Origin of the sequence: Streptomyces sp. RK62 (genome assembly GCF_018070255.1) — a bacterium.
Taxonomy (GTDB): Bacteria; Actinomycetota; Actinomycetes; order Streptomycetales; family Streptomycetaceae; genus Streptomyces; species Streptomyces nigra.
The window spans coordinates 207,140-226,332 of record NZ_JAGPYD010000002.1 but is presented as its reverse complement, the minus strand read 5'-3'; the positions used below and the strand labels follow the sequence as shown (position 1 = coordinate 226,332).

18 protein-coding genes are annotated in these 19,193 nt (G+C 70.0%); all 18 read right to left on the bottom strand.

Translation table 11 applies throughout. From position 1 onward, the window contains the following. Nucleotides 1-109: 109 nt before the first annotated feature. Nucleotides 110-925 (bottom strand): F0F1 ATP synthase subunit delta, encoded by an 816-nt coding sequence (locus KBY32_RS04815; RefSeq protein ID WP_086866971.1) that lies wholly within the window; start codon nucleotides 923-925, stop codon nucleotides 110-112. Continuing rightward, entirely contained in the window at nucleotides 922-1,467 is a 546-nt protein-coding gene (locus tag KBY32_RS04810) for a F0F1 ATP synthase subunit B (RefSeq protein ID WP_210978996.1), read from the bottom strand. Before KBY32_RS04810 ends, KBY32_RS04815 begins: the two co-directional genes overlap by 4 nt. A gap of 42 nt (nucleotides 1,468-1,509) precedes the next feature. Continuing rightward, nucleotides 1,510-1,740, bottom strand: coding sequence for an ATP synthase F0 subunit C (atpE, locus tag KBY32_RS04805; protein ID WP_024884520.1), 231 nt, complete (start codon nucleotides 1,738-1,740; stop codon nucleotides 1,510-1,512). A 73-nt stretch (nucleotides 1,741-1,813) separates the two neighbouring features. Beyond that, on the bottom strand, nucleotides 1,814-2,635 hold the full coding sequence (atpB, locus tag KBY32_RS04800) for a F0F1 ATP synthase subunit A (RefSeq protein WP_210978995.1): 822 nt from the start codon (nucleotides 2,633-2,635) through the stop codon (nucleotides 1,814-1,816). Nucleotides 2,636-2,860: 225 nt separating this feature from the next. Further along, nucleotides 2,861-3,307: a hypothetical protein gene (locus tag KBY32_RS04795; protein ID WP_115507573.1), complete on the bottom strand. Its 447-nt coding sequence runs from the start codon at nucleotides 3,305-3,307 to the stop codon at nucleotides 2,861-2,863. A 369-nt stretch (nucleotides 3,308-3,676) separates the two neighbouring features. Beyond that, entirely contained in the window at nucleotides 3,677-4,006 is a 330-nt protein-coding gene (locus KBY32_RS04790; protein WP_210978994.1) for a hypothetical protein, read from the bottom strand. A 334-nt stretch (nucleotides 4,007-4,340) separates the two neighbouring features. Further along, on the bottom strand, nucleotides 4,341-5,675 hold the full coding sequence (locus tag KBY32_RS04785; protein WP_210978993.1) for an MraY family glycosyltransferase: 1,335 nt from the start codon (nucleotides 5,673-5,675) through the stop codon (nucleotides 4,341-4,343). Nucleotides 5,676-5,814: 139 nt separating this feature from the next. Further along, nucleotides 5,815-7,053, bottom strand: coding sequence for a serine hydroxymethyltransferase (glyA, locus tag KBY32_RS04780; RefSeq protein ID WP_055625171.1), 1,239 nt, complete (start codon nucleotides 7,051-7,053; stop codon nucleotides 5,815-5,817). Between the two features lie 219 nt (nucleotides 7,054-7,272). Beyond that, nucleotides 7,273-7,953, bottom strand: coding sequence for a protein-tyrosine-phosphatase (locus tag KBY32_RS04775; RefSeq protein ID WP_055625170.1), 681 nt, complete (start codon nucleotides 7,951-7,953; stop codon nucleotides 7,273-7,275). Then, entirely contained in the window at nucleotides 7,950-8,597 is a 648-nt protein-coding gene (locus KBY32_RS04770) for an L-threonylcarbamoyladenylate synthase (protein WP_055625169.1), read from the bottom strand. Before KBY32_RS04770 ends, KBY32_RS04775 begins: the two co-directional genes overlap by 4 nt. Before the next feature lie 52 nt (nucleotides 8,598-8,649). Continuing rightward, nucleotides 8,650-9,489 carry a peptide chain release factor N(5)-glutamine methyltransferase gene (gene prmC / locus KBY32_RS04765; RefSeq protein WP_055625168.1) on the bottom strand — a complete coding sequence of 280 codons (840 nt, stop codon included), beginning with the start codon at nucleotides 9,487-9,489 and terminating at the stop codon, nucleotides 8,650-8,652. An 88-nt stretch (nucleotides 9,490-9,577) separates the two neighbouring features. Then, nucleotides 9,578-10,654, bottom strand: coding sequence for a peptide chain release factor 1 (gene prfA, locus KBY32_RS04760; protein WP_055625167.1), 1,077 nt, complete (start codon nucleotides 10,652-10,654; stop codon nucleotides 9,578-9,580). 105 nt (nucleotides 10,655-10,759) lie between these two features. After that, nucleotides 10,760-10,984, bottom strand: a complete 225-nt coding sequence (gene rpmE / locus KBY32_RS04755; RefSeq protein ID WP_055625166.1) for a 50S ribosomal protein L31 — start codon at nucleotides 10,982-10,984, stop codon at nucleotides 10,760-10,762. Nucleotides 10,985-11,108: 124 nt separating this feature from the next. Further along, nucleotides 11,109-12,251: an LCP family protein gene (locus KBY32_RS04750; protein ID WP_210978992.1), complete on the bottom strand. Its 1,143-nt coding sequence runs from the start codon at nucleotides 12,249-12,251 to the stop codon at nucleotides 11,109-11,111. A gap of 210 nt (nucleotides 12,252-12,461) precedes the next feature. Continuing rightward, a complete protein-coding gene (locus tag KBY32_RS04745; RefSeq protein ID WP_247689012.1) occupies nucleotides 12,462-14,273 on the bottom strand; it encodes a trypsin-like serine protease in 1,812 nt (603 codons plus the stop codon). Between the two features lie 121 nt (nucleotides 14,274-14,394). After that, the gene (gene rho / locus KBY32_RS04740; protein ID WP_210978991.1) at nucleotides 14,395-16,455 is read right to left on the bottom strand and encodes a transcription termination factor Rho; all 2,061 of its coding nucleotides are present in this window, start codon (nucleotides 16,453-16,455) and stop codon (nucleotides 14,395-14,397) included. Between the two features lie 411 nt (nucleotides 16,456-16,866). After that, nucleotides 16,867-17,796 carry a homoserine kinase gene (thrB, locus tag KBY32_RS04735; protein ID WP_055625163.1) on the bottom strand — a complete coding sequence of 310 codons (930 nt, stop codon included), beginning with the start codon at nucleotides 17,794-17,796 and terminating at the stop codon, nucleotides 16,867-16,869. A 334-nt stretch (nucleotides 17,797-18,130) separates the two neighbouring features. Next, entirely contained in the window at nucleotides 18,131-19,189 is a 1,059-nt protein-coding gene (gene thrC / locus KBY32_RS04730; RefSeq protein ID WP_055625162.1) for a threonine synthase, read from the bottom strand. Between the last annotated feature and the right edge of the window lie 4 nt (nucleotides 19,190-19,193).

The window sequence follows — 19,193 nt, the reverse complement described above, 5'->3', positions numbered from 1 at the left end:
GGGCCCGAAGTTTCACTTTGGGGGGATGGGGACTCCCCCCTGAACGAGGTGAATCCTCTGTACGACCCAACTGGGCCGTCGTAAGTACGTACTGCGTATTGAGTTGCTGCTAGCCCGCCAGGCGGCGGCCGGCGTCCTCGATGCGGTCCGCGATCGAGCCGTTGATGACCTCGTCGCCGACCTGCACCCGGATGCCTCCGACGACCTCGGGGTCCACGTCGAGATTGAGGTGCATCTGACGGCCGTAGACCTTGGCGAGGGCTGCGCCCAGGCGCTGCTTCTGCCGGTCGCTCAGCGGCACCGCCGAGGTGACCACGGCGACCATGCGCTCCCGGCGCTCGGCGGCGAGCTTGGACAGGGACTCCAGTCCCGACTCCAGGCTACGTCCACGCGGCGCGGTCACGAGGCGCGTCACCAGACGCTCGGTGGTCGCCTTGGCCCGGCCGCCGAGGAGGCTGCGCAGCAGCTCGCTCTTGGCCGAGGCGGTGGCGCCACGGTCGGTGAGCGCGGCACGCAGTTCCGTGTTGGAGGAGACGATCCGGCCGAACCGGAACAGCTCGTCCTCGACGTCGTCGAGCGTGCCCGCCTTCTGGGCGGCGGTGAGGTCGGCGATGTTCGCCAGCTCCTCGAGCGCGTCCACCAGGTCGCGGGACTGCGACCAGCGGGAGCGCACCATGCCGCCCAGCAGGTCGGCGGTCTCGCCGCCGACCTGGTTGCCGAGCAGGCGCCGGGCCAGGTCGGCCTTGGCCTCGCCGGCCTGCGCCGGGTCGGTGAGGACCCGACGCAGCGACACCTCGCGGTCGAGCAGCGCGGTGACGGCGGCCAGCTCGTCTGCGAGCCGTCCGGCGTCGACGGACGTGTTGTCCGTCAGCGCGTCGAGTCGCTCGCGTGCGGCTGCCAGGGCCTCGCGGCTCGCTCCGTTCATCGTCCGGCCTCGGCCTTCTCCTCGAGCTCGTCGAGGAAGCGGTCGATGACGCGGCTCTGCCGGGCGTGGTCCTCGAGGGACTCGCCGACGAGCTTGCCGGCCAGTTCGGTGGCGAGCTTGCCGACGTCCTGGCGCAGCGCGGACGCGGCGGCCTTGCGGTCGGCCTCGATCTGGGCGTGACCGGCGGCGACGATCTCCTCGCGCTGCCGCTGGCCTTCCGCGCGCATCTCGGCGATGAGCGTGGCGCCCTGCTCCTGCGCCTCCTGGCGCAGACGCGCGGCCTCATGCCGGGCCTCGGCGAGCTGAGCCTTGTACTGCTCAAGGACGCTCTGGGCCTCGGTCTGGGCGGCCTCGGCCTTCTCGATACCGCCCTCGATGGCCTCGCGACGCTGCTCCAGAACCTTGTTGATGTTCGGGAGAAGCTTCCAAGCGAGGAAGCCGAAGACGATGACGAAGGCGATGAGGCCGATGACGAGCTCGGGGATCGGCGGAACGAGGGGGTTTTCCATCTCCTCAGCCGCCACAATGAGCAGTTGGCTCATTTCAGTGCCTTTCGTCTAGTCGGCTGGTCGTTGATCGTCAGATCACTTGCCGTAGACGAACGGCATGACCAGACCGATCAGGGCGAGCGCCTCACAGAAGGCGAAGCCGAGGATCTGGTTGGCACGGATCAGGCCGGCAGCCTCGGGCTGACGGGCGAGAGCCTGGGTGCCGTTACCGAAGATGATGCCGACGCCGACGCCGGGGCCGATGGCAGCGAGGCCGTAACCGATGGAGCCGAGCGAGCCGGAAACAGCGGCAAGGGTCTGGGACATGCCAGTTCTTCCTTTTCTTTACGGACCGGTGGGGGTTGGCCACCGGACGACTGGAGGTCGAGGGAGGGAGGGCTCAGTGGTGCTCGGCGAGCGCGCCCTGGATGTAGGTGCACGTCAGAAGCACGAAGACGTACGCCTGAAGGGCCTGGATGAAGAGCTCGAAGGCCGTCATCACCACGGTCATGATGAACGAGACACCGGCGTAGGCGATCCCGATGCCGTTCAGCAGGTACCAGCTGGCGATCGTGAAGAGAAGCAGCAGGGTGTGGCCGGCGAACATGTTCGCGAAGAGTCGGACGGCGTGGGTGAAGGGCCGCACCAGCAGGTTCGAGAAGAACTCGATGAGCATGGCGAGCGGAAGCACCGCGCCGAGCGACTTGTCGTAGCCCGTGACGTTCTTGAAGAACCCGACGAATCCGTGGCGCTTGAAGGTCAGGGAGACCCACAGGACGTAGACGATCAGCGCGAGCACCGCCGGGTAGGCGATGATCGCCGTCACCGGGAACTGCGCGACGGGAATGATCGACCAGAGGTTCATCATCCAGATGAAGAAGAACAGCGAGACGATGAGAGGAACGTACTTCTCGCCCTCCTTCTTACCGATCGTCTCGTAGACGACGCCGCGCCGGATGAAGTCGTACCCGGCCTCGGCGACCATCTGCAGCTTGCCCGGAACGACCTGCGGCTTGCGGAACGCGGCCCAGAAGAAGCCGATGATGACGATCGAGCCGAGCAGCGCGAGCAGCATCGTCTTGTTGAAGTAGACGTTGCTGTCCGCGTCGCCCCACAGAGGCTCGAACAGGAACGAGTGCAGGCCGGGAGCCGGGAAGCCACAGCCGTCGAAGATGTGGCAGTCGGTCTCGAAGGCGAGCACCTGCGTCGGGTCAGCACTCACCGCGGGCTCCTTCAGCGTGGCGCATAGGTACGGCAACCTCGTTGTGTCGGCGCGGCGCGAGGCCGCGGGTCGGCACGGGACTGGTGTTACGGATATGGGGGCGGCTGGGGGGCATCTCGCCTCGCGATTGAGCAGGCGTCAGCTCAGATGCCCGCGCCCGCGATGCCGCAGTTGGCACCGGACGATAGCAGGACTTCTGGAGCGCCTTTATCCCGCCCCTACCCCTCACGACGAATGCCCCGTCTTTTCGGACTTGCCACCCTTGGAGGAGGCGTCCGAATCGGGTTCCACGTAGAGGATCTTGGCCTTCATGTGGGCCCGGGTCTGCGCGGCGATCCACACGAGCGTGGTCCCGAGCAGGGTGAACGCGAAGGCCCGCGGGTTGAACAGCGTCGTGTTCTTGAACGCGGCCAGGAAGATGAAGAGCAGCAGGATCTGCGCGGCGTACAGCATCAGCCCCATGGCCTGGAACAGATGCGGAAGCGATTTGGCAGTGCGCTGGAGCACATAGAGACCGAGCCCCATGAAGAGGATCACGACCAGCGTCGCGACGACGGCCCCGATCGCGCCCTCGCCACCGGCGACCACACCACTGACGACGGCGGCTACGGCGCCGGCGGCAGCTGTGGGCACACCGGCCTGGAGCAGGGTGCGGGCGTCATTGGACGGCATGGCGGCAACTCCGCTTTCACGGTGGGGGCAGGGTGTCGTCATGGACGAGCGTAGTCCCGGGCTGAGAGAGAACCTCACGCCGGTGGACCGTCGCACTGCGGTCCTACGGCTCTATCCGGGGGTTCTCGTGAACCGTATCACAAACTATTTGATGAGGTCTTTACCTGGGAGTGTGCCTACTGTCACACATGAGGGTGACTGCGCGCGTCTGTGCAGTTCACAGGACGCCTTGTCTGATATTGAGGCGGTTCGTTCCCCCATGACTTGGCAATGCTCTCGTCAGATTCTTACCTTGCTCGTGACCACCCGGACACACCGGGGCCCCGGCGGTACGTCATCCCGCCGGGGCCCACTCATTTCAGCGTGCGCTCAGCAGCTGATGTTCTTGATGCCGGTCGCCTTCGTCCACAGCGCACCGCCGTAGCGGAAGCTCTGCGTCTTGTTGGCGCCGATGCTGAACTCCGGGTCCCTGCGGGCGGCCACCGTCACGCTGAAGCACGCCTTGCGGCTACACGAGTTCTTGACCTTGATGTAGCGGTTCATGCCCTGGTTGTAGCGGTCGAGCATCTTGACGCACCCGGCCCGGTCGGCCTGGGCCGCGGGCTCCTGCGGCGCGGCGACCGCCTGCGTCGCACCCGCGAAGCTGAGCGAGCTGCCGAGCGCCACAACCGCGGCGACCGAGCCGATGAACTTACGCATGTGTGTTCCCTCCGTTTGCACTGACTGCCGGCGACGTGCGGCGTTCTGGTCATGAACGCGTCGCCGGGGAGGGAATCTAGATCAACCGCTTCGACGGTCACAAATGTTTACTAATGGACGAATCGGCATTTTCTTTCTCCACTGGCTCATTCCCTACTTGCAGCGAAGTGCCGGCCGCCCACGCCGGTCGGCGACGGACAGAACGTCCCTGATCAAGAGCGTCGTGCGAGCTCGGTTCGGCGGGCAGGGATGGTGGGAAAGACGATCCGGCCAAACTGCGGAAATGCTGGGGCCGGGCTCAGCGTGCTGCTCAGCCCGGCCGGTTGTTGCGTCGTCAGTGGGAGGAGCCGGCTCCGCGCCTGTCCGGCAGGGGGGAGCGGGCGCCCAGCGCCGTCGCTCCGTTGGGGCCCGCGGCCCCCGCCGCGACCGGGGTGCGGGATTCCGGGGCGGTCTTCTCGGTGGTATCCGGGTCGGGGGCGGTCGTGCCCGCGGAGAGGGTCACGGCGCGGCTCCTGCGGTAGCGGGGCGGGACGAAGTGTTCCGCCCAGCGGGGGGTGCGCGGGGTGAAGCGCGGCAGGAGCAGGAGGATCAGGCCGATCGCGCTGAGGACGACCACGCCGAGCACGATCCACATGGACGCCGAGTTGACCGAGTAGGCGAGCGCGCCGAAGGCGATCAGGGCCGACCAGAAGTACATGATCAGCACCGCACGGCTGTGGGAGTGGCCGATCTCCAGCAGCCGGTGGTGCAGATGCCCCCGGTCGGCGGCGAACGGCGACTGGCCGCGCCAGGTGCGGCGCACGATCGCCAGGATCAGGTCCGCCGCCGGGATCGCGATGATGGTCAGCGGCATCAGCAGCGGGATGTAGAGGGGCACCATCTGGTGGACCGCGCTGCGCTCGGACCCGCCGAAGAGGTTGTCCGGGTCGACCTGCCCGGTGACGGAGATGGCGCCCGCCGCCAGGACCAGCCCGATCAGCATCGAGCCCGAGTCGCCCATGAAGATGCGCGCCGGGTGCATGTTGTGCGGCAGGAAGCCCAGGCACATGCCCATCAGGATCGCCGAGAACAGCGTCGCGGGAGCCGCGGCCTCGATGCCGTACGAGTACCAGATGCGGTAGGCGTACATGAAGAACGCCGCCGCCGCGATGCACACCATGCCGGCCGCGAGGCCGTCGAGCCCGTCGACGAAGTTGACCGCGTTGATGGTGATGACGACCAGGGCGACCGTCAGCAGGGTGCCCTGCCACTGGGTCAGCGCGACCGTGCCCACCTTGGGGATGGGCAGCCACAGGATGGTCAGGCCCTGCATGACCATCACACCCGCGGCGATCACCTGACCGCCCAGCTTGATCAGGGCGTCGATCTCGAACTTGTCGTCCAGGACGCCGATCAGCCAGATCAGCGCCGCCCCGGACAGCAGCGCCCGGGGCTCGTTGGACTTCTCGAAGACCGCGCTGAGGTTCGTGAGGTGGTCCGCCACCAGCAGGCCCGCGCACAGGCCGAAGAACATCGCGATCCCGCCGAGCCGCGGGGTGGGCTCCCGGTGCACGTCACGGGCGCGGATCTCCGGCATCGCCCCGGCCACGATCGCGAACTTCCGCACCGGCCCTGTCAGCAGATACGTCACCGCGGCCGTGACACAGAGTGTCAGCAGGTATTCACGCACGGGCTTCCCCACAAATCTCGCCGGCCATCTCAGCCCCACACCCTAGCGACGGACGCGTACGCGACGCATATGTGAGGGGACTTCCGGGTAACGACGATGGTTGCACGTGTGGCTGTGTGCCCGGCGCGGGTACCCCGTCTCACCGGGGATAGGGCGGAAATCCACCGGCCAGCTCCCGCACTTCTTCACGGGCCGTGTGACTTTCGCCCTCCCCGCGCAGCACGCGCGCGATGAGCGCCGCCACCCGGACCATCTCCTCCTCCCCCATGCCCTGCGTGGTGACGGCCGCGGTGCCCAGCCGCAGGCCCCGCACGTCGCCGTGCGGCAGCGCGCAGCTGTCCAGTACGACGCCGGCCGCCGCGAGCCGGAGGCGTGCGGTGCGCCCGTCGACGCCGAGCGGGGAGGGGTCGGCGGTGATGAGGTGGGTGTCCGTGCCGCCGGTGGTGACGACCAGCCCCTGCGCGGCGAGGCCGGCGGCGAGCGTGCGCGCGTTGGCGACGACCTGGTGCGCGTACGCGGCGAACGCCGGGGTGGCGGCCTCCCCGAAGGCGACGGCCTTGGCGGCCACGGTGTGCATCTGCGCCCCGCCCTGGGTGAACGGGAACACCGCCCGGTCGACGCGCTCCGCGAGGTCGGAGCCGCACAGGAGCATGCCGCCGCGGGGACCGCGCAGCACCTTGTGGGTGGTGGCGCAGACGATGTCGGCGAACGGCACCGGGCTGGGCGCCGCTCCCCCGGCCACCAGCCCGATGGGGTGGGCGGCGTCGGCGATGAGGTAGGCCCCGACCTCGTCGGCGACCTCGCGGAAGAAGGCGTGGTCGATGTGGCGGGGGTAGGCGATCGAACCGCACACGATCGCCTTGGGCCGGTGGGTGCGGGCGAGGGTGCGCACCTGGTCGTGGTCGATGAGCCCGGTCTCCGCGTCGACGCCGTACGGGACGAAGTCGAACCAGCGCCCGGAGAAATTGGCGGGCGAGCCGTGCGTGAGGTGCCCGCCGTACGGCAGACCGAGGGCGAGGACGGTGTCGCCGGGCCGCAGCAGCGCCGCGTAGGCGGCGAGGACGGCGGAGGACCCGGAGTGGGACTGCACATTGGCGTGCTCGGCGCCGAAGAGGTCCTTGGCGCGCTCCACGGCCAGCCGCTCGGCGACGTCGACCATCTCGCACCCGCCGTGGTACCGGCTGCCCGGATAGCCCTCCGCGTACTTGTTGGCCAGCGGCGAGCCGAGCGCGGCCAGGACGGCCGGCGACGTGAAGTTCTCGGCGGCGATCAGCTGGAGCGTGGTGGACTGCCGGTCGAGCTCGCCGTGCAGGATGTCGGCGAGCTGGGGGTCCTGCCGCCGCAGGACATCGGCCTCGAGGGTATGGGTGACCGACATGGTGGGCTCCGGACGTGCGTCGACGATGACGTGAGTCCAATGTAGGCCCGGCCGGCCGGAGCCGCCCTGCGGTGTTAGGCCCTCGCGGGCACCCCCGTCAGCGCCGTCACCACCGGCACCCATCCCCGACGCGCCCCTCGCACCGCTCGGCCCTCGCGGGCCTCCCGGGCATCGCGCCGCTGCGGCGGACTCCGTCCACCGGCACACCGCCCCCCGCGATCACGCCCTCGCGGGCACCCCCGTCAGCGCTGTCACCACCGGATCGAGTGCCTCGTGTATCTCCTCGCCCACCGAGCGGAAGAACGTCAGCGGTGCCCCGTACGGGTCGTACACCTCGTCCGCCTCCGCCGTCGGGGCCAGAAGCCACCCGCGTAGAGCCGCCGCCGCACGCACCAGCGCACGCGCGCGCCGCACCACGCCGTCCTCCAGCGGAGGCAGCGTCGCGGGGTCTATGGCGCGGACCAGGCGGGTGAACTCCTTCAGGGTGAAGGTGCGCAGGCCCGCCGAGTGGCCCATGGAGATGACCTGGGCACGGTGGTCGCGGGTCGCCGTCAGGACCAGGTCGGCCATGATGACGTGCTCGTCGAGCAGCTCGCGGCCCGTGAAGCCGCCGGCGTCCGCGCCGAAGTCGGCGAGGACGGTCTCGGCGTTGGCCTCCATGGGCGCGCCCTCGTGGCCCCAGGTGCCGGCGCTCTCCACGACGAGGGAGCGGCCCAGCACGCCGAGCCGCTGCTGCACGAGATGACGCGTCAGCCGCTCGGTGATCGGCGAGCGGCACACGTTGCCGGTGCTGACGTGGAGGATGCGGAAGCTGTCGCGCGGGAGCCCCACGAAGGTCGTCGTGATCTCCGCCGCGCTTTCCCGGTTGCCTATGCCGCGCCCCGGTTCAGGGGCTGTCAATTGGCCACCTCGAGGTCGGGTACGACCTTCCGCAGCTCCTCCGCCGAGATCGCGCCCGCGCGGAGCAGCAGCGGCACCTCGCGGGTGACGTCGACGATGGAGGACGGCACGTTGCCCGGGGTGGGGCCGCCGTCCAGGTAGACGGAGACCGAGTCGCCGAGCATGTTCTGCGCGGCGTCGCAGTCCTCGGGCGCCGGGTGCCCGGTGAGGTTCGCGGAGGAGACCGCCATGGGGCCGACCTCGGTCAGCAGCTCGATGGCGACCGGGTGCAGCGGCATGCGCACGGCGACCGTGCCCCGGGTGTCGCCGAGGTCCCACTGCAGGGACGGCTGGTGCCGGGCGACCAGGGTGAGCGCGCCCGGCCAGAACGCGTCGACGAGCTCCCACGCCAGCTCGGAGAAGTCGGTGACGAGCCCGTGGAGCGTGTTCGGGGAGCCGATCAGGACGGGCGTCGGCATGTTCCGGCCGCGGCCCTTGGCCTCCAGCAGATCGCCGACGGCCTCCTTGGTGAAGGCGTCGGCGCCGATGCCGTACACGGTGTCGGTGGGGAGGACCACGAGCTCGCCTCGGCGGACGGCGGACGCGGCCTCACGCAGACCCGTCGTACGGTCGGTCGCGTCGTTGGTGTCGTATCGCCGTGCCATGTCTAGCGGGCCTCCTCGTACACGTACTTCCGGACAAGAGCTCGGGGGGTGGTCACGGCATCGCCTTGCGGGCGGTCGCGAACCGGGGGCGGTTGTTCAGGTCGGGGTGGTCGGCGGCGTCGGCCCAGCCCCGTTCCTCGGTGAAGATCCACGGCACCTGGCCGCCCTGGGTGTCGGCGTGCTCGATGACGACGACGCCGCCGGGCCGCAGCAGGCGGTGCGCGGTGCGCTCGATGCCCCGGATGAGGTCCAGGCCGTCCTCGCCGGAGAACAGGGCGAGCTCGGGATCGTAGTCCCGGGCCTCGGGGGCGACGTACTCCCACTCGGTGAGCGGGATGTACGGCGGGTTGGAGATGACCAGGTCCACCTGGCCGTCGAGGTCGCGGAAGGCGTCCAGGGCGTCGCCCTGGCGCAGCTCGACCCTGGACCCCTCGACGTTCTTCCGGGTCCAGCGCAGGGCGTCCTCGGACAGCTCCACGGCGTGCACGCGGGAGCGGGGCACCTCCTGGGCGAGGGCGAGCGCGATGGCGCCGGAGCCGGTGCACAGGTCGACGATGCAGGGCTCGACGACATCCATGGCGCGTACCGCGTCTATGGCCCAGCCGACGACGGACTCGGTCTCGGGCCGGGGCACGAACACCCCGGGCCCGACGTGGAGTTCGAGGTAGCGGAAGTAGGCCCGTCCGGTGATGTGCTGGAGCGGCTCACGCTGCTCGCGCCGGGCGATGACCTCCCAGTAGCGGGCGTCGAAGTCGGCGTCCTTCACGGAGTGCAGCTCGCCCCGCTTCACGCCGTGCACGAACGCTGCGAGTTCCTCGGCGTCGTTGCGCGGCGAGGGCACGCCGGCGTCGGCCAGCCGCTGGGTGGCCTGGGCCACCTCCGCGAGCAGCACGCTGCGGGGGCTCGAGGGTCGCCCCCCAATGGATTGCTGCACGCAAGTCCTCCGTGTCGTACTCGTCCGTGCCTACGTCCTGGCGTCCTTACGCGGCTGCCAGCTTGGCCGCCGAGTCCGCGTCGACGCAGGCCTGGATCACGGCGTCGAGGTCGCCGTCCAGGACCTGGTCCAGGTTGTAGGCCTTGAAGCCCACCCGGTGGTCCGAGATGCGGTTCTCCGGGTAGTTGTAGGTGCGGATCTTCTCGGAGCGGTCGACCGTGCGGACCTGGCTGCGGCGCGCGTCGGCGGCCTCCTTCTCGGCCTCCTCCTGCGCCGCGGCGAGCAGCCTGGAGCGCAGGATACGCATCGCCTGCTCCTTGTTCTGCAGCTGGCTCTTCTCGTTCTGGCAGGAGGCGACGACTCCGGTCGGCAGGTGCGTGATGCGCACCGCGGAGTCGGTGGTGTTGACCGACTGGCCGCCCGGCCCGGACGACCGGTACACGTCGATGCGCAGATCGTTGGGGTTGATCTCGACGTCGATCTCCTCGGCCTCGGGCGTGACCAGCACACCGGCGGCGGAGGTGTGGATACGGCCCTGGGACTCGGTCGCGGGCACACGCTGCACGCGGTGCACCCCGCCCTCGTACTTCAGCCGGGCCCAGACGCCCTGGCCGGGCTCGGTGGCGCCCTGGCCGCCCTTGGTCTTCACGGCGACCTGGACGTCCTTGTAGCCGCCCAGCTCGGACTCGGTGGCGTCGATGATCTCGGTCTTCCAGCCGACGCGCTCGGCGTAGCGCAGGTACATGCGCAGCAGGTCGCCCGCGAAGAGCGCGGACTCGTCGCCGCCGGCGCCCGCCTTGATCTCCAGGATGACGTCCTTGTCGTCGCTCGGGTCGCGCGGGACGAGCAGCAGGCGGAGCTTCTCGGTGAGCTCCTCGCGGCGCTGCTCGAGCTCCTTGACCTCGGCGGCGAACTCCGGGTCGTCGGCGCCCAGTTCACGGGCCGTCTCGATGTCGTCGCCCGTCTGCTTCCACGACCGGTAGGTGGCGACGATCGGCGTGAGCTCGGCGTAGCGCTTGTTCAGCTTGCGCGCGTTCGCCTGGTCGGAGTGGACCGACGGGTCGGCGAGCCTCGTCTCCAGGTCGGCGTGCTCAGCGACCAGTTCCTCGACGGCCTCGAACATCTTGGGCTCCTGAAATGCGTACGGAAGGGAAGGGCGGGCGACCAAAAACGCCGGTCCCGGCGCGCCTGGTGGGGGCGCGGCCGTGGACCGGCGAATCGGTGCTCGCTACTTCTTGGAGCCGGCGGCAGCCTTGCCGAAGCGGGCCTCGAAGCGGGCCACACGGCCACCGGTGTCGAGGATCTTCTGCTTGCCCGTGTAGAACGGGTGGCACTCGGAGCAGACCTCGGCGCGGACGGTGCCGCTGGAGATCGTGCTGCGGGTGGTGAACGACGCGCCACAGGTGCAGCTGACCTGCGTCTCGACGTACTCGGGGTGGATGTCGCGCTTCAAGGTGTCTCCTAGAGTTCCTGGAGGGCGCCGGGTCGCCGCCGCGGGATGCGGGAGCGTGAACCGGGGCCGACGTACCAGTCTGCCAGGACTGGGGCCATCCCCCCAAACCGGGGGTCCCGGTGATCTATTCCCCGGACCGTACGACGCCGTTCGCGTCGCCCGTCGCGGTGCCCTCGGTGGCCGCCTTCGGGATCGGCCGGTCGTGCTCGAGGGCCGTGAAGACCTGCTTGGCCTTTGCCTCGGCGACGATCACCCGGTTCGGGTCGGCCGGGTCGTAGCGGACGGGCAGCGTCACCATGGTCATGTTCTTCGAGCTGATGCCCTTGAGGCCGTTCGCGAAGGACATGAGCCGGTTGACCGAGCCCAGGCCGGAGTCGGTCGTGACGGTCTTGGTGGCGGTGTCGGCGAGGTCGAGCAGCCGCTTGGGGTTGCCGAACAGGTCGATGCTCTTGGCCTGCTCGATGAGGGCCTTCATGAACGCCTGCTGGAGCTGGATGCGGCCGAGGTCGGAGCCGTCGCCCACCCCGTGCCGGGTGCGAACCAGGCCGAGGGCCTGCTCGCCGTCGAGCCGGTGGGTGCCGGCCGTCAGCTTGAGATGGCTGTCGGGGTCGTCGATGGCCTTGGTGGTGGTGACCTCGACGCCGCCGAGCCGGTCGATCAGCTTCTGGAACCCGGAGAAGTCGACCTCCAGGTAGTGGTCCATGCGGATGCCGGTCAGGGACTCCACCGTCTTCACCGCACACGGCGCGCCGCCGGTGCTGTACGCCGAGTTGAACATGACGCCCGAGGCCGCCGGGTACGCGTTGCCGTCGGTGTCGGTGCAGCGGGGCCGGTCGATGATCGTGTCGCGCGGCACGGAGACCACGCTGGCCTTCTTGTGGCCCTTGTGGATGTGCAGGATCATCGCGGTGTCCGAGCGGGCGCTGCCGTCGTCGGCGCCGCCGCCGAGCTTCTTGTTGCCGCCGCCGGAGCGGGAGTCGGAGCCGAGCACGAGGATGTTCTCCGAGCCGTTGTCGGCCTTCCGCGGCCGGTCGGTGCCGAGGGCCTGGTCGATGTCGACGCTCTGCAGATTGCCGTTGAGCTTGAAGTACAGATATCCGGCGCCGGTGCCGCCCAGGACGACGATCCCCGCGGCCGTCCAGGCGGCGATCAGCAGGCCCTTGCGTCTCCGGCGGGGCCTGCGGCGGCGTCCCTTGCCGCGCGGTCGGGGCGTCCTGGAGCCGGTTCCGCCCGGTATGCCGGGCTCCGGCGTGCTCTCGGCTGACACTCTGCTCCTCGGTTCTCGTCCGGTCGTCTCCCCCTTGCGGTCAGGTTCGGGCGTGGCACAAAAGCACCCTTACCGCACCATCGTCACCCCGTCGGGTCAGACGGGGAAACCCGGACGAGGGTTGCACAGACGACTGTGCCCACCGCCGGAGCGACGGTGGGCACGGTGTGCTGCGGGTGGGGCGGGCCGGACCCGCTCCCACCTGGGATGTCAGCCGAAGATGTCGTACTGCTTGAAGTCGGTCGCGACCGAGATCCTTGTGGCGAAGATCTCGCTCGTGGCCTTGCCGGTGCCCTTGTAGAGGTAGAGCGTGCCGCCGGTGGTGCGGGCCAGGAAGTCGGCCTTGCCGTCGCCGGTGATGTCACCGACGGCGTCGAAGGCGTTGTACGTCCAGTGGCTGCGGACCTTGATCCGGGACGAGAACGCCTCGGAGCCGGTCTTGCCGGTGCCCTTGTACAGGTAGATGTCACCGGTGCTCGCCTGGCGGGCGATCAGGTCGGCCTTGCCGTCACCGGTGAAGTCGCCGTGGCCGCGCACGGAGTTGTACTGGTTCCAGCCGGTGCGGACCGAGTAGCGGGTGCCGAAGGTGCCGTCGCCCTTGCCCGGGTAGACGTACAGCGTCCCGCCGGAGTCGACCGAGATCAGGTCGGGCAGGTAGTCGCCGTTGACGTCACCGGGGGTGATGACGCGGGTGCGGGTCTTCCAGTTGTCCGCGATCTTCTTGGTGGACCAGCTCTGGGCGGACGGCACGTAGTGCGTCCAGAAGACGTCGCCGTCGCTGCTGCGGCGGTACACCAGGTCCTGGTAGCCGTCCCGGTCGAGGTCGGTCTGCAGGACGACGTTCACGCCGTTCCAGTTGCCCCAGGACTCGCGGGCCGCGAAGGAGCTGCCCTTGGAGTCCTTGGAGTAGCCGGTCTTGGTGGAGGCGTTGCGCACCCACAGGTCGGCCTTGTGGTCGCCGCTGATGTTGGTGTCCTCGACGCGCGGGTAGGCGGCGCCGACGTAGGTGCTGACCTTCGAGAAGACGCTGTAGGCGCCCTTGGCGACGCAGTTCTGCACGCCCCAGGAGACGACGCCGACGATACGGCCGTTGACCACGAGCGGCCCGCCGGAGTCGCCGTTGCAGGCGGAGACGGTGCCGCTGTCGCTGCCGGTGGCCGGCTTGCCCGCGCACACCATGTGGCCCTTGACGAAGTCCGCGCCGAAGTAGCCGGCGCAGGTGCTGTCGGACTGCACGGGCAGCGTCGCCGACTTCAGCGACTGCGAGATGTCCTCGCTGGTGGAGCTGGTGCGGCCCCAGCCGTAGACCTTGGCGCTGGTGCCGGAGGCGTACGAGGCGGTGTCGCCGGACGTCGTCATGCGGATCGGCGTCGCCTTGACCTTGCTGCCCAGCGTGATGACGGCGATGTCGTTGTCGATCGTCGTCGCGCTGTACGACGGGTGGTACCACTGCCGGTACGGCAGCGAGACGGTGCCGCCGTGCAGGTCGCTGCCGCCGGAGCCGTCGGAGGTGGGCAGCTGGTTGGTGCCGGTGACGATGGCGCCGTAGCTGTACCAGTCGTAGCCCTTGACGCAGTGCGCGGCGGTGAGGATCTTCGTCGGCGCGACGACGGCGCCGCCGCAGAAGAAGCCGAGGTCGTCGTCCTCGGAGGCGGTGCCCCGGTCGTCGTAGTACCAGAGCTGCGCCATCCAGGGCGCCGTGGTGATGCTGGTCGTGGTGCCGCCGATCACCATGGGGCTCGCGGTCGAGTCGTCGCCGCCCGCGGTGTACGACGACTTCTTCGACGTCTCGCCCGCGGCGTCGTCACCGGCGAGCGCGCCGGTCACGCGGCGCTCCAGCTCGGCCGACGGCACCGAGGCGGTGGTGGGCTTCACGGTGGGCTGCGGCGCGGCGGTGGCGGCTCCCGCGGTGGACGTGAGCAGGGCGGCGGCGACGGCCGCGGCGACACCGGCGGCGGCGATGGGCAGCCCGAAGCGGATCCGGCGTCTGTGACGACCGCTGCCGGATTGGGTGGTGGTCAAGGTCCCCCCAGAGACACAAGAGTAGGAAGGGGTGCCTGAGGCACCCGTCCCTATCAGCGCCAAAAGGCCGCCCCACGTCACTCGCGTGACGTGGGGCGGCCTCTACTGGACGCGAACCGGCTCAGTCGCCGTTGCCGGGAGTCGGCGTCGTCTTCTGGATCTGCATCAGGAACTCGACGTTCGACTTGGTCTGCTTCATCTTGTCGAGGAGCAGCTCGATCGCCTGCTGCTGGTCGAGCGCGTGCAGGACACGACGGAGCTTCCAGACGACCGCCAGCTCCTCGTTGCCGAGCAGGATCTCTTCCTTACGGGTGCCGGACGCGTCGACGTCCACCGCGGGGAAGATGCGCTTGTCGGCGAGCTTCCGGTCGAGCTTGAGCTCCATGTTGCCGGTGCCCTTGAACTCCTCGAAGATCACCTCGTCCATACGGGACCCGGTGTCGACGAGCGCGGTCGCGAGGATGGTCAGCGAGCCGCCGTCCTCGATGTTGCGCGCGGCACCGAAGAAGCGCTTCGGCGGGTACAGGGCCGTCGAGTCGACACCACCGGACAGGATGCGGCCGGAGGCCGGGGCGGCGAGGTTGTACGCACGGCCCAGACGGGTGATCGAGTCGAGCAGCACGACCACGTCGTGACCCAGCTCCACCAGGCGCTTGGCGCGCTCGATGGCCAGCTCGGCGACCGTGGTGTGGTCCTCGGCCGGGCGGTCGAAGGTCGAGGAGATGACCTCGCCCTTCACCGACCGCTGCATGTCGGTGACCTCTTCCGGACGCTCGTCGACGAGGACGACCATCAGGTGGCACTCGGGGTTGTTGTGCGTGATCGCGTTGGCGATCGCCTGCATGATCATGGTCTTGCCGGTCTTCGGCGGGGCCACGATCAGACCACGCTGGCCCTTGCCGATCGGCGACACGAGGTCGATGATCCGCGTGGTCAGCACGCCCGGGTCCGTCTCCAGACGGAGGCGGTCCTGCGGGTAGAGCGGGGTCAGCTTGTTGAACTCCGGGCGGCCGCGGCCGTGTTCGGGCGCCATGCCGTTGACGGAGTCGAGGCGGACCAGCGCGTTGAACTTCTCGCGCCGCTCGCCTTCCTTGGGCTGACGGACCGCGCCGGTGATGTGGTCGCCCTTGCGCAGGCCGTTCTTGCGGACCTGGGCGAGGGAGACGTACACGTCGTTCGGGCCGGGCAGGTAGCCGGAGGTACGGATGAACGCGTAGTTGTCGAGGATGTCCAGGATGCCCGCGACCGGGATCAGGACGTCGTCCTCGTTGATCTGCGGCTCCTGCACGTCGTCGCGGCCACGACGGCCACGGCGGTCGCGGTAGCGGCCACGACGTCCGCGCCGGCCGCCCTCGAAGTCGTCGTCGTCCTGCGGGCCGTTGTCACGCTGGCGGTCCTGACGGCCGCCGCCCTGCTGCTGGCCCTGCTGACGGTCCTGACGGCCGCCGCCCTGCTGGTCGTCGCCCTTGCGACGGTCGCCGCGGTCACCGCGATCACGCTCGCGGCCGCGGTCACGGCGGTCGCGGCGGCGGTTCTCGCCGCCGTCACCGGCGTCGCCCTTGGCGTCGTTGCCCTGCTGGCCCTGGGACTGCGTCTCGGCCTTCGACTCGCTCTTCGCCTCGGCGGTGACCGTCTCGGGCGTGCTCGCGGGCGCACCGGCGTCGGCGGTGGCACGGCGGCGGCGGCGCTCGGCCGGCGCGTCGTCTCCCCCGCGCTCACCGTCCGCGCCCCGCTCGTCCGCGTCGCCGCGGGAGGGGCCGCCGGCCGGCTGGCCGGGGATCTCGATCTGCTGCTGGGCCACCGCCTGGTCGGCGGGGGCCTCCGCCTTCGCCTTCTTGTCGGCGTCGTCGCCGGTGCGCGCCTTGGAGGTGGCACGGCGCTTGGGCTTGGTCTCGGTGGCGGCGTCGGCCTTCGGGGCCGCGGCACCTCCTCCCCCAGAGGGGGTACCCCCAGCCTGCGCCTCCTTGATGACCTCGATCAGCTGGCTCTTGCGCATCCGCGCGGTGCCCCTGATGCCGAGGCCGGAGGCGACCTGCTGCAGCTCGGCCAGCACCATGCCCTCGAGGCCGGTACCGCGGCGCCGCCGGGAGCCGGCACCGCTGGCAGGCGCGGAGGCGTCCGTGGCGGGCGCGGCAGCGGTCTCCTCGACACGTGCGCCCATCAGATCGGTGGTGTCGCTCACGAAGGGTCCTTCCCTGGAGCGGACGTCGGCCTGTCTGGCTCGGCGACCGGTTGTGCTGTCCGGCGTCGGTCCTTGGTGTGTGGACCGTGCCGGGGCGGTGGTCCGCCAAAGGCGGCGGAGGAATATCTGGAGATGGCGGTTCCCTGAGCCGTGGCACTGAGTGTCGGTGTCACGCGGCTCGGTCGCGCCGGTTCCGGAGCGTGCCCGGCGAGTCGCTCAGCGCTCGCGTACGAGGTACTGCCCGCATACGTCGTACGGAACGCAGTGCGACTTGGGAGGCTCCCGGAAGAATGTCTGTCCCGGACGGGGACACGAAGCACCTCGCCATGGTGGGGTCGGGTGCAGACTTGAGGTTAACACTACCGGATCCAACAAACATTCCCCCTCTCGAAATCCGGCAACCGCGCGCTTTCAGATGTCACCGGACGGCGCGAGCGGCAGTACGCACGCGCCTTGAGCGTCGAGTTCGAGCCGGTTCGCGGCCCATCCCTCGCCTGCCAGATGCGCGACCTTGTCGGCGGTGGCCTCGTCGGCCAGCGCCAGGACGGTCGGGCCCGCGCCCGAGATCACCGCGGGCACTCCGTCGGCTCGCAGCCGCTCCACGAGGGCCGCGCTCTCCGGCATGGCCGGCGCGCGGTACTCCTGGTGGAGACGGTCCTCGGTGGCGGGCAGCAGCAGCTCGGGGCGCCTGGTCAGGGCCTCGACGAGCAGGGCGGCACGGCCCGCGTTGGCGGCGGCGTCGACGTGCGGGACGGTACGCGGGAGCAGGCCGCGCGCGGTCTCGGTGAGGACCGGCTTCCCGGGGACGAAAACCACCGGAACGATGGAATCGGCCGGATCCATCCTGATGGCGCGGGCGGCGCCGGCCTCCATCCAGGAGAGCGTGAATCCGCCGAGCAGACAGGCCGCGACGTTGTCGGGGTGGCCCTCGATCTCGGTCGCGAGCTCCAGGAGCGCGGTGTCGTCGAGGCGGGCCTCGCCGCCTATCGTCACGGCCCGGGCGGCGACGATGCCGGCGCAGATGGCGGCGGAGGAGGAGCCGAGGCCGCGGCCGTGCGGGATGCGGTTGGCGCAGACGATCTCGAGGCCGCGCGGCTGGCCGCCCAGGAGGTCGAAGGCGGTGCGCAGGGACCGTACGAGGAGGTGCTTCTCGTCGCGGGGCAGCGTCTCGCTGCCCTCACCCGCGATGTCGATGTGCAGCCCGGAGTCGGCCACCCGGACGACGACGTCGTCGTAGAGCCCCAGCGACAGGCCGAGGGCGTCGAAGCCCGGGCCGAGATTGGCGCTGGTGGCGGGGACGCGCACCCGGACGGCGGCGGCGCGGAACGCTGGACCGGCCATCGCTCGATGACTCTCCTTGAGCTGCGTGATTGTCGAAGACACTTCGATGCCGTACGAGAACCCAGGGGGCCGCGTGCCGGGCCGCGGAGACGACGCGGCACCGCGCCCTGCGGAGGCATATGCGGCGGGCGGGTTCAGTACAGCCTATCGAAGACAGGTTCTGTGGCGACATAGGGCGCACAGGAGGCGCACGATGCGTGTCGTATGTCCCCTGTGCACCCCCCACTCAGGGACTTCCCCAGGTGGGCGCCGTCCGAACACGCCACGCGGACCCGTACGACGGGGTGTGGCGCCACTGCCTCGGCGGTGGCGCCCTCCGCCCGTCCGGCGGCGTTTACGCCAGCCCGAGCCGCTCCGCCGCGGTGGCCGCGTCGACCGGGACGGTGACCGGCTGCGGGGCGCCGGCGACGGCCCAGTCGGGGTCCTTCAGACCGTTGCCGGTCACGGTGCACACGATGCGCTGCCCCGGGTCGACCTTGCCCTGCTCGGCCGCCTTCAGCAGACCGGCGACCGACGCGGCGGACGCGGGCTCCACGAAGACGCCCTCCTGAGCGGCCAACAGCCGGTAGGCGCGCAGGATCTCACGGTCCGTCACCTCGTCGATGAAGCCGCCCGACTCGTCCCGCGCCGCGAGGGCGAAGTCCCAGGAGGCCGGGTTGCCGATACGGATGGCGGTGGCGATGGTCGAGGGGTCCTTGACGACCTCGCCGCGCACGATGGGCGCGGAGCCGGACGCCTGGAAGCCCCACATACGGGGGGTGCGGGTCGCCAAGCCGTCGGCGGCGTACTCCCGGTACCCCTTCCAGTACGCGGTGATGTTGCCCGCGTTGCCCACCGGCAGGACGTGGATGTCGGGGGCGTCGCCGAGCATGTCCACGATCTCGAAGGCGGCCGTCTTCTGCCCCTCGATGCGTACCGGGTTGACCGAATTGACCAGCGACACCGGGTAGTTGTCGCTCAGGTCGCGGGCGAGCGTGAGGCAGTCGTCGAAGTTGCCGTCGACCTGGAGGATCTTCGCGCCGTGCACGAGGGCCTGGCCCATCTTGCCGAGCGCGATCTTGCCCTGCGGCACCAGCACGGCGGACACCATGCCGGCGCGCACGGCGTAGGCGGCGGCGCTCGCCGACGTATTGCCGGTGGAGGCGCAGATGACCGCCTTGGCGCCCTCCTCCTTGGCCCGCGTGATGGCCATGGTCATACCGCGGTCCTTGAAGGACCCGGTCGGGTTGGCGCCCTCCACCTTGAGGTGGACCTCGCAGCCCGTGCGCTCGGAGAGCACCTGCGCGGGCACGAGGGGCGTGCCGCCCTCACGGAGCGTCACGACCGGCGTGGTGTCGGAGACGGGCAGCCGGTCCCGGTACTCCTCGATGATTCCGCGCCACTGGTGGGTCATTGCT

Bases quoted from the DNA above. Each gene is read 5' to 3' on its own strand.
- KBY32_RS04815 (WP_086866971.1), bottom strand. From the start codon at position 925: ATGAACGGAGCGAGCCGCGAGGCCCTGGCAGCCGCACGCGAGCGACTC.
- KBY32_RS04810 (WP_210978996.1), bottom strand. From the start codon at position 1,467: ATGAGCCAACTGCTCATTGTGGCGGCTGAGGAGATGGAAAACCCCCTC.
- atpE (WP_024884520.1), bottom strand. From the start codon at position 1,740: ATGTCCCAGACCCTTGCCGCTGTTTCCGGCTCGCTCGGCTCCATCGGT.
- KBY32_RS04795 (WP_115507573.1), bottom strand. From the start codon at position 3,307: ATGCCGTCCAATGACGCCCGCACCCTGCTCCAGGCCGGTGTGCCCACA.
- KBY32_RS04790 (WP_210978994.1), bottom strand. From the start codon at position 4,006: ATGCGTAAGTTCATCGGCTCGGTCGCCGCGGTTGTGGCGCTCGGCAGC.
- glyA (WP_055625171.1), bottom strand. From the start codon at position 7,053: ATGTCGGTCACCCATACCCTCGAGGCCGATGTCCTGCGGCGGCAGGAC.
- KBY32_RS04770 (WP_055625169.1), bottom strand. From the start codon at position 8,597: ATGGCACGGCGATACGACACCAACGACGCGACCGACCGTACGACGGGT.
- prfA (WP_055625167.1), bottom strand. From the start codon at position 10,654: ATGTTCGAGGCCGTCGAGGAACTGGTCGCTGAGCACGCCGACCTGGAG.
- thrB (WP_055625163.1), bottom strand. From the start codon at position 17,796: ATGGCCGGTCCAGCGTTCCGCGCCGCCGCCGTCCGGGTGCGCGTCCCC.
- thrC (WP_055625162.1), bottom strand. From the start codon at position 19,189: ATGACCCACCAGTGGCGCGGAATCATCGAGGAGTACCGGGACCGGCTG.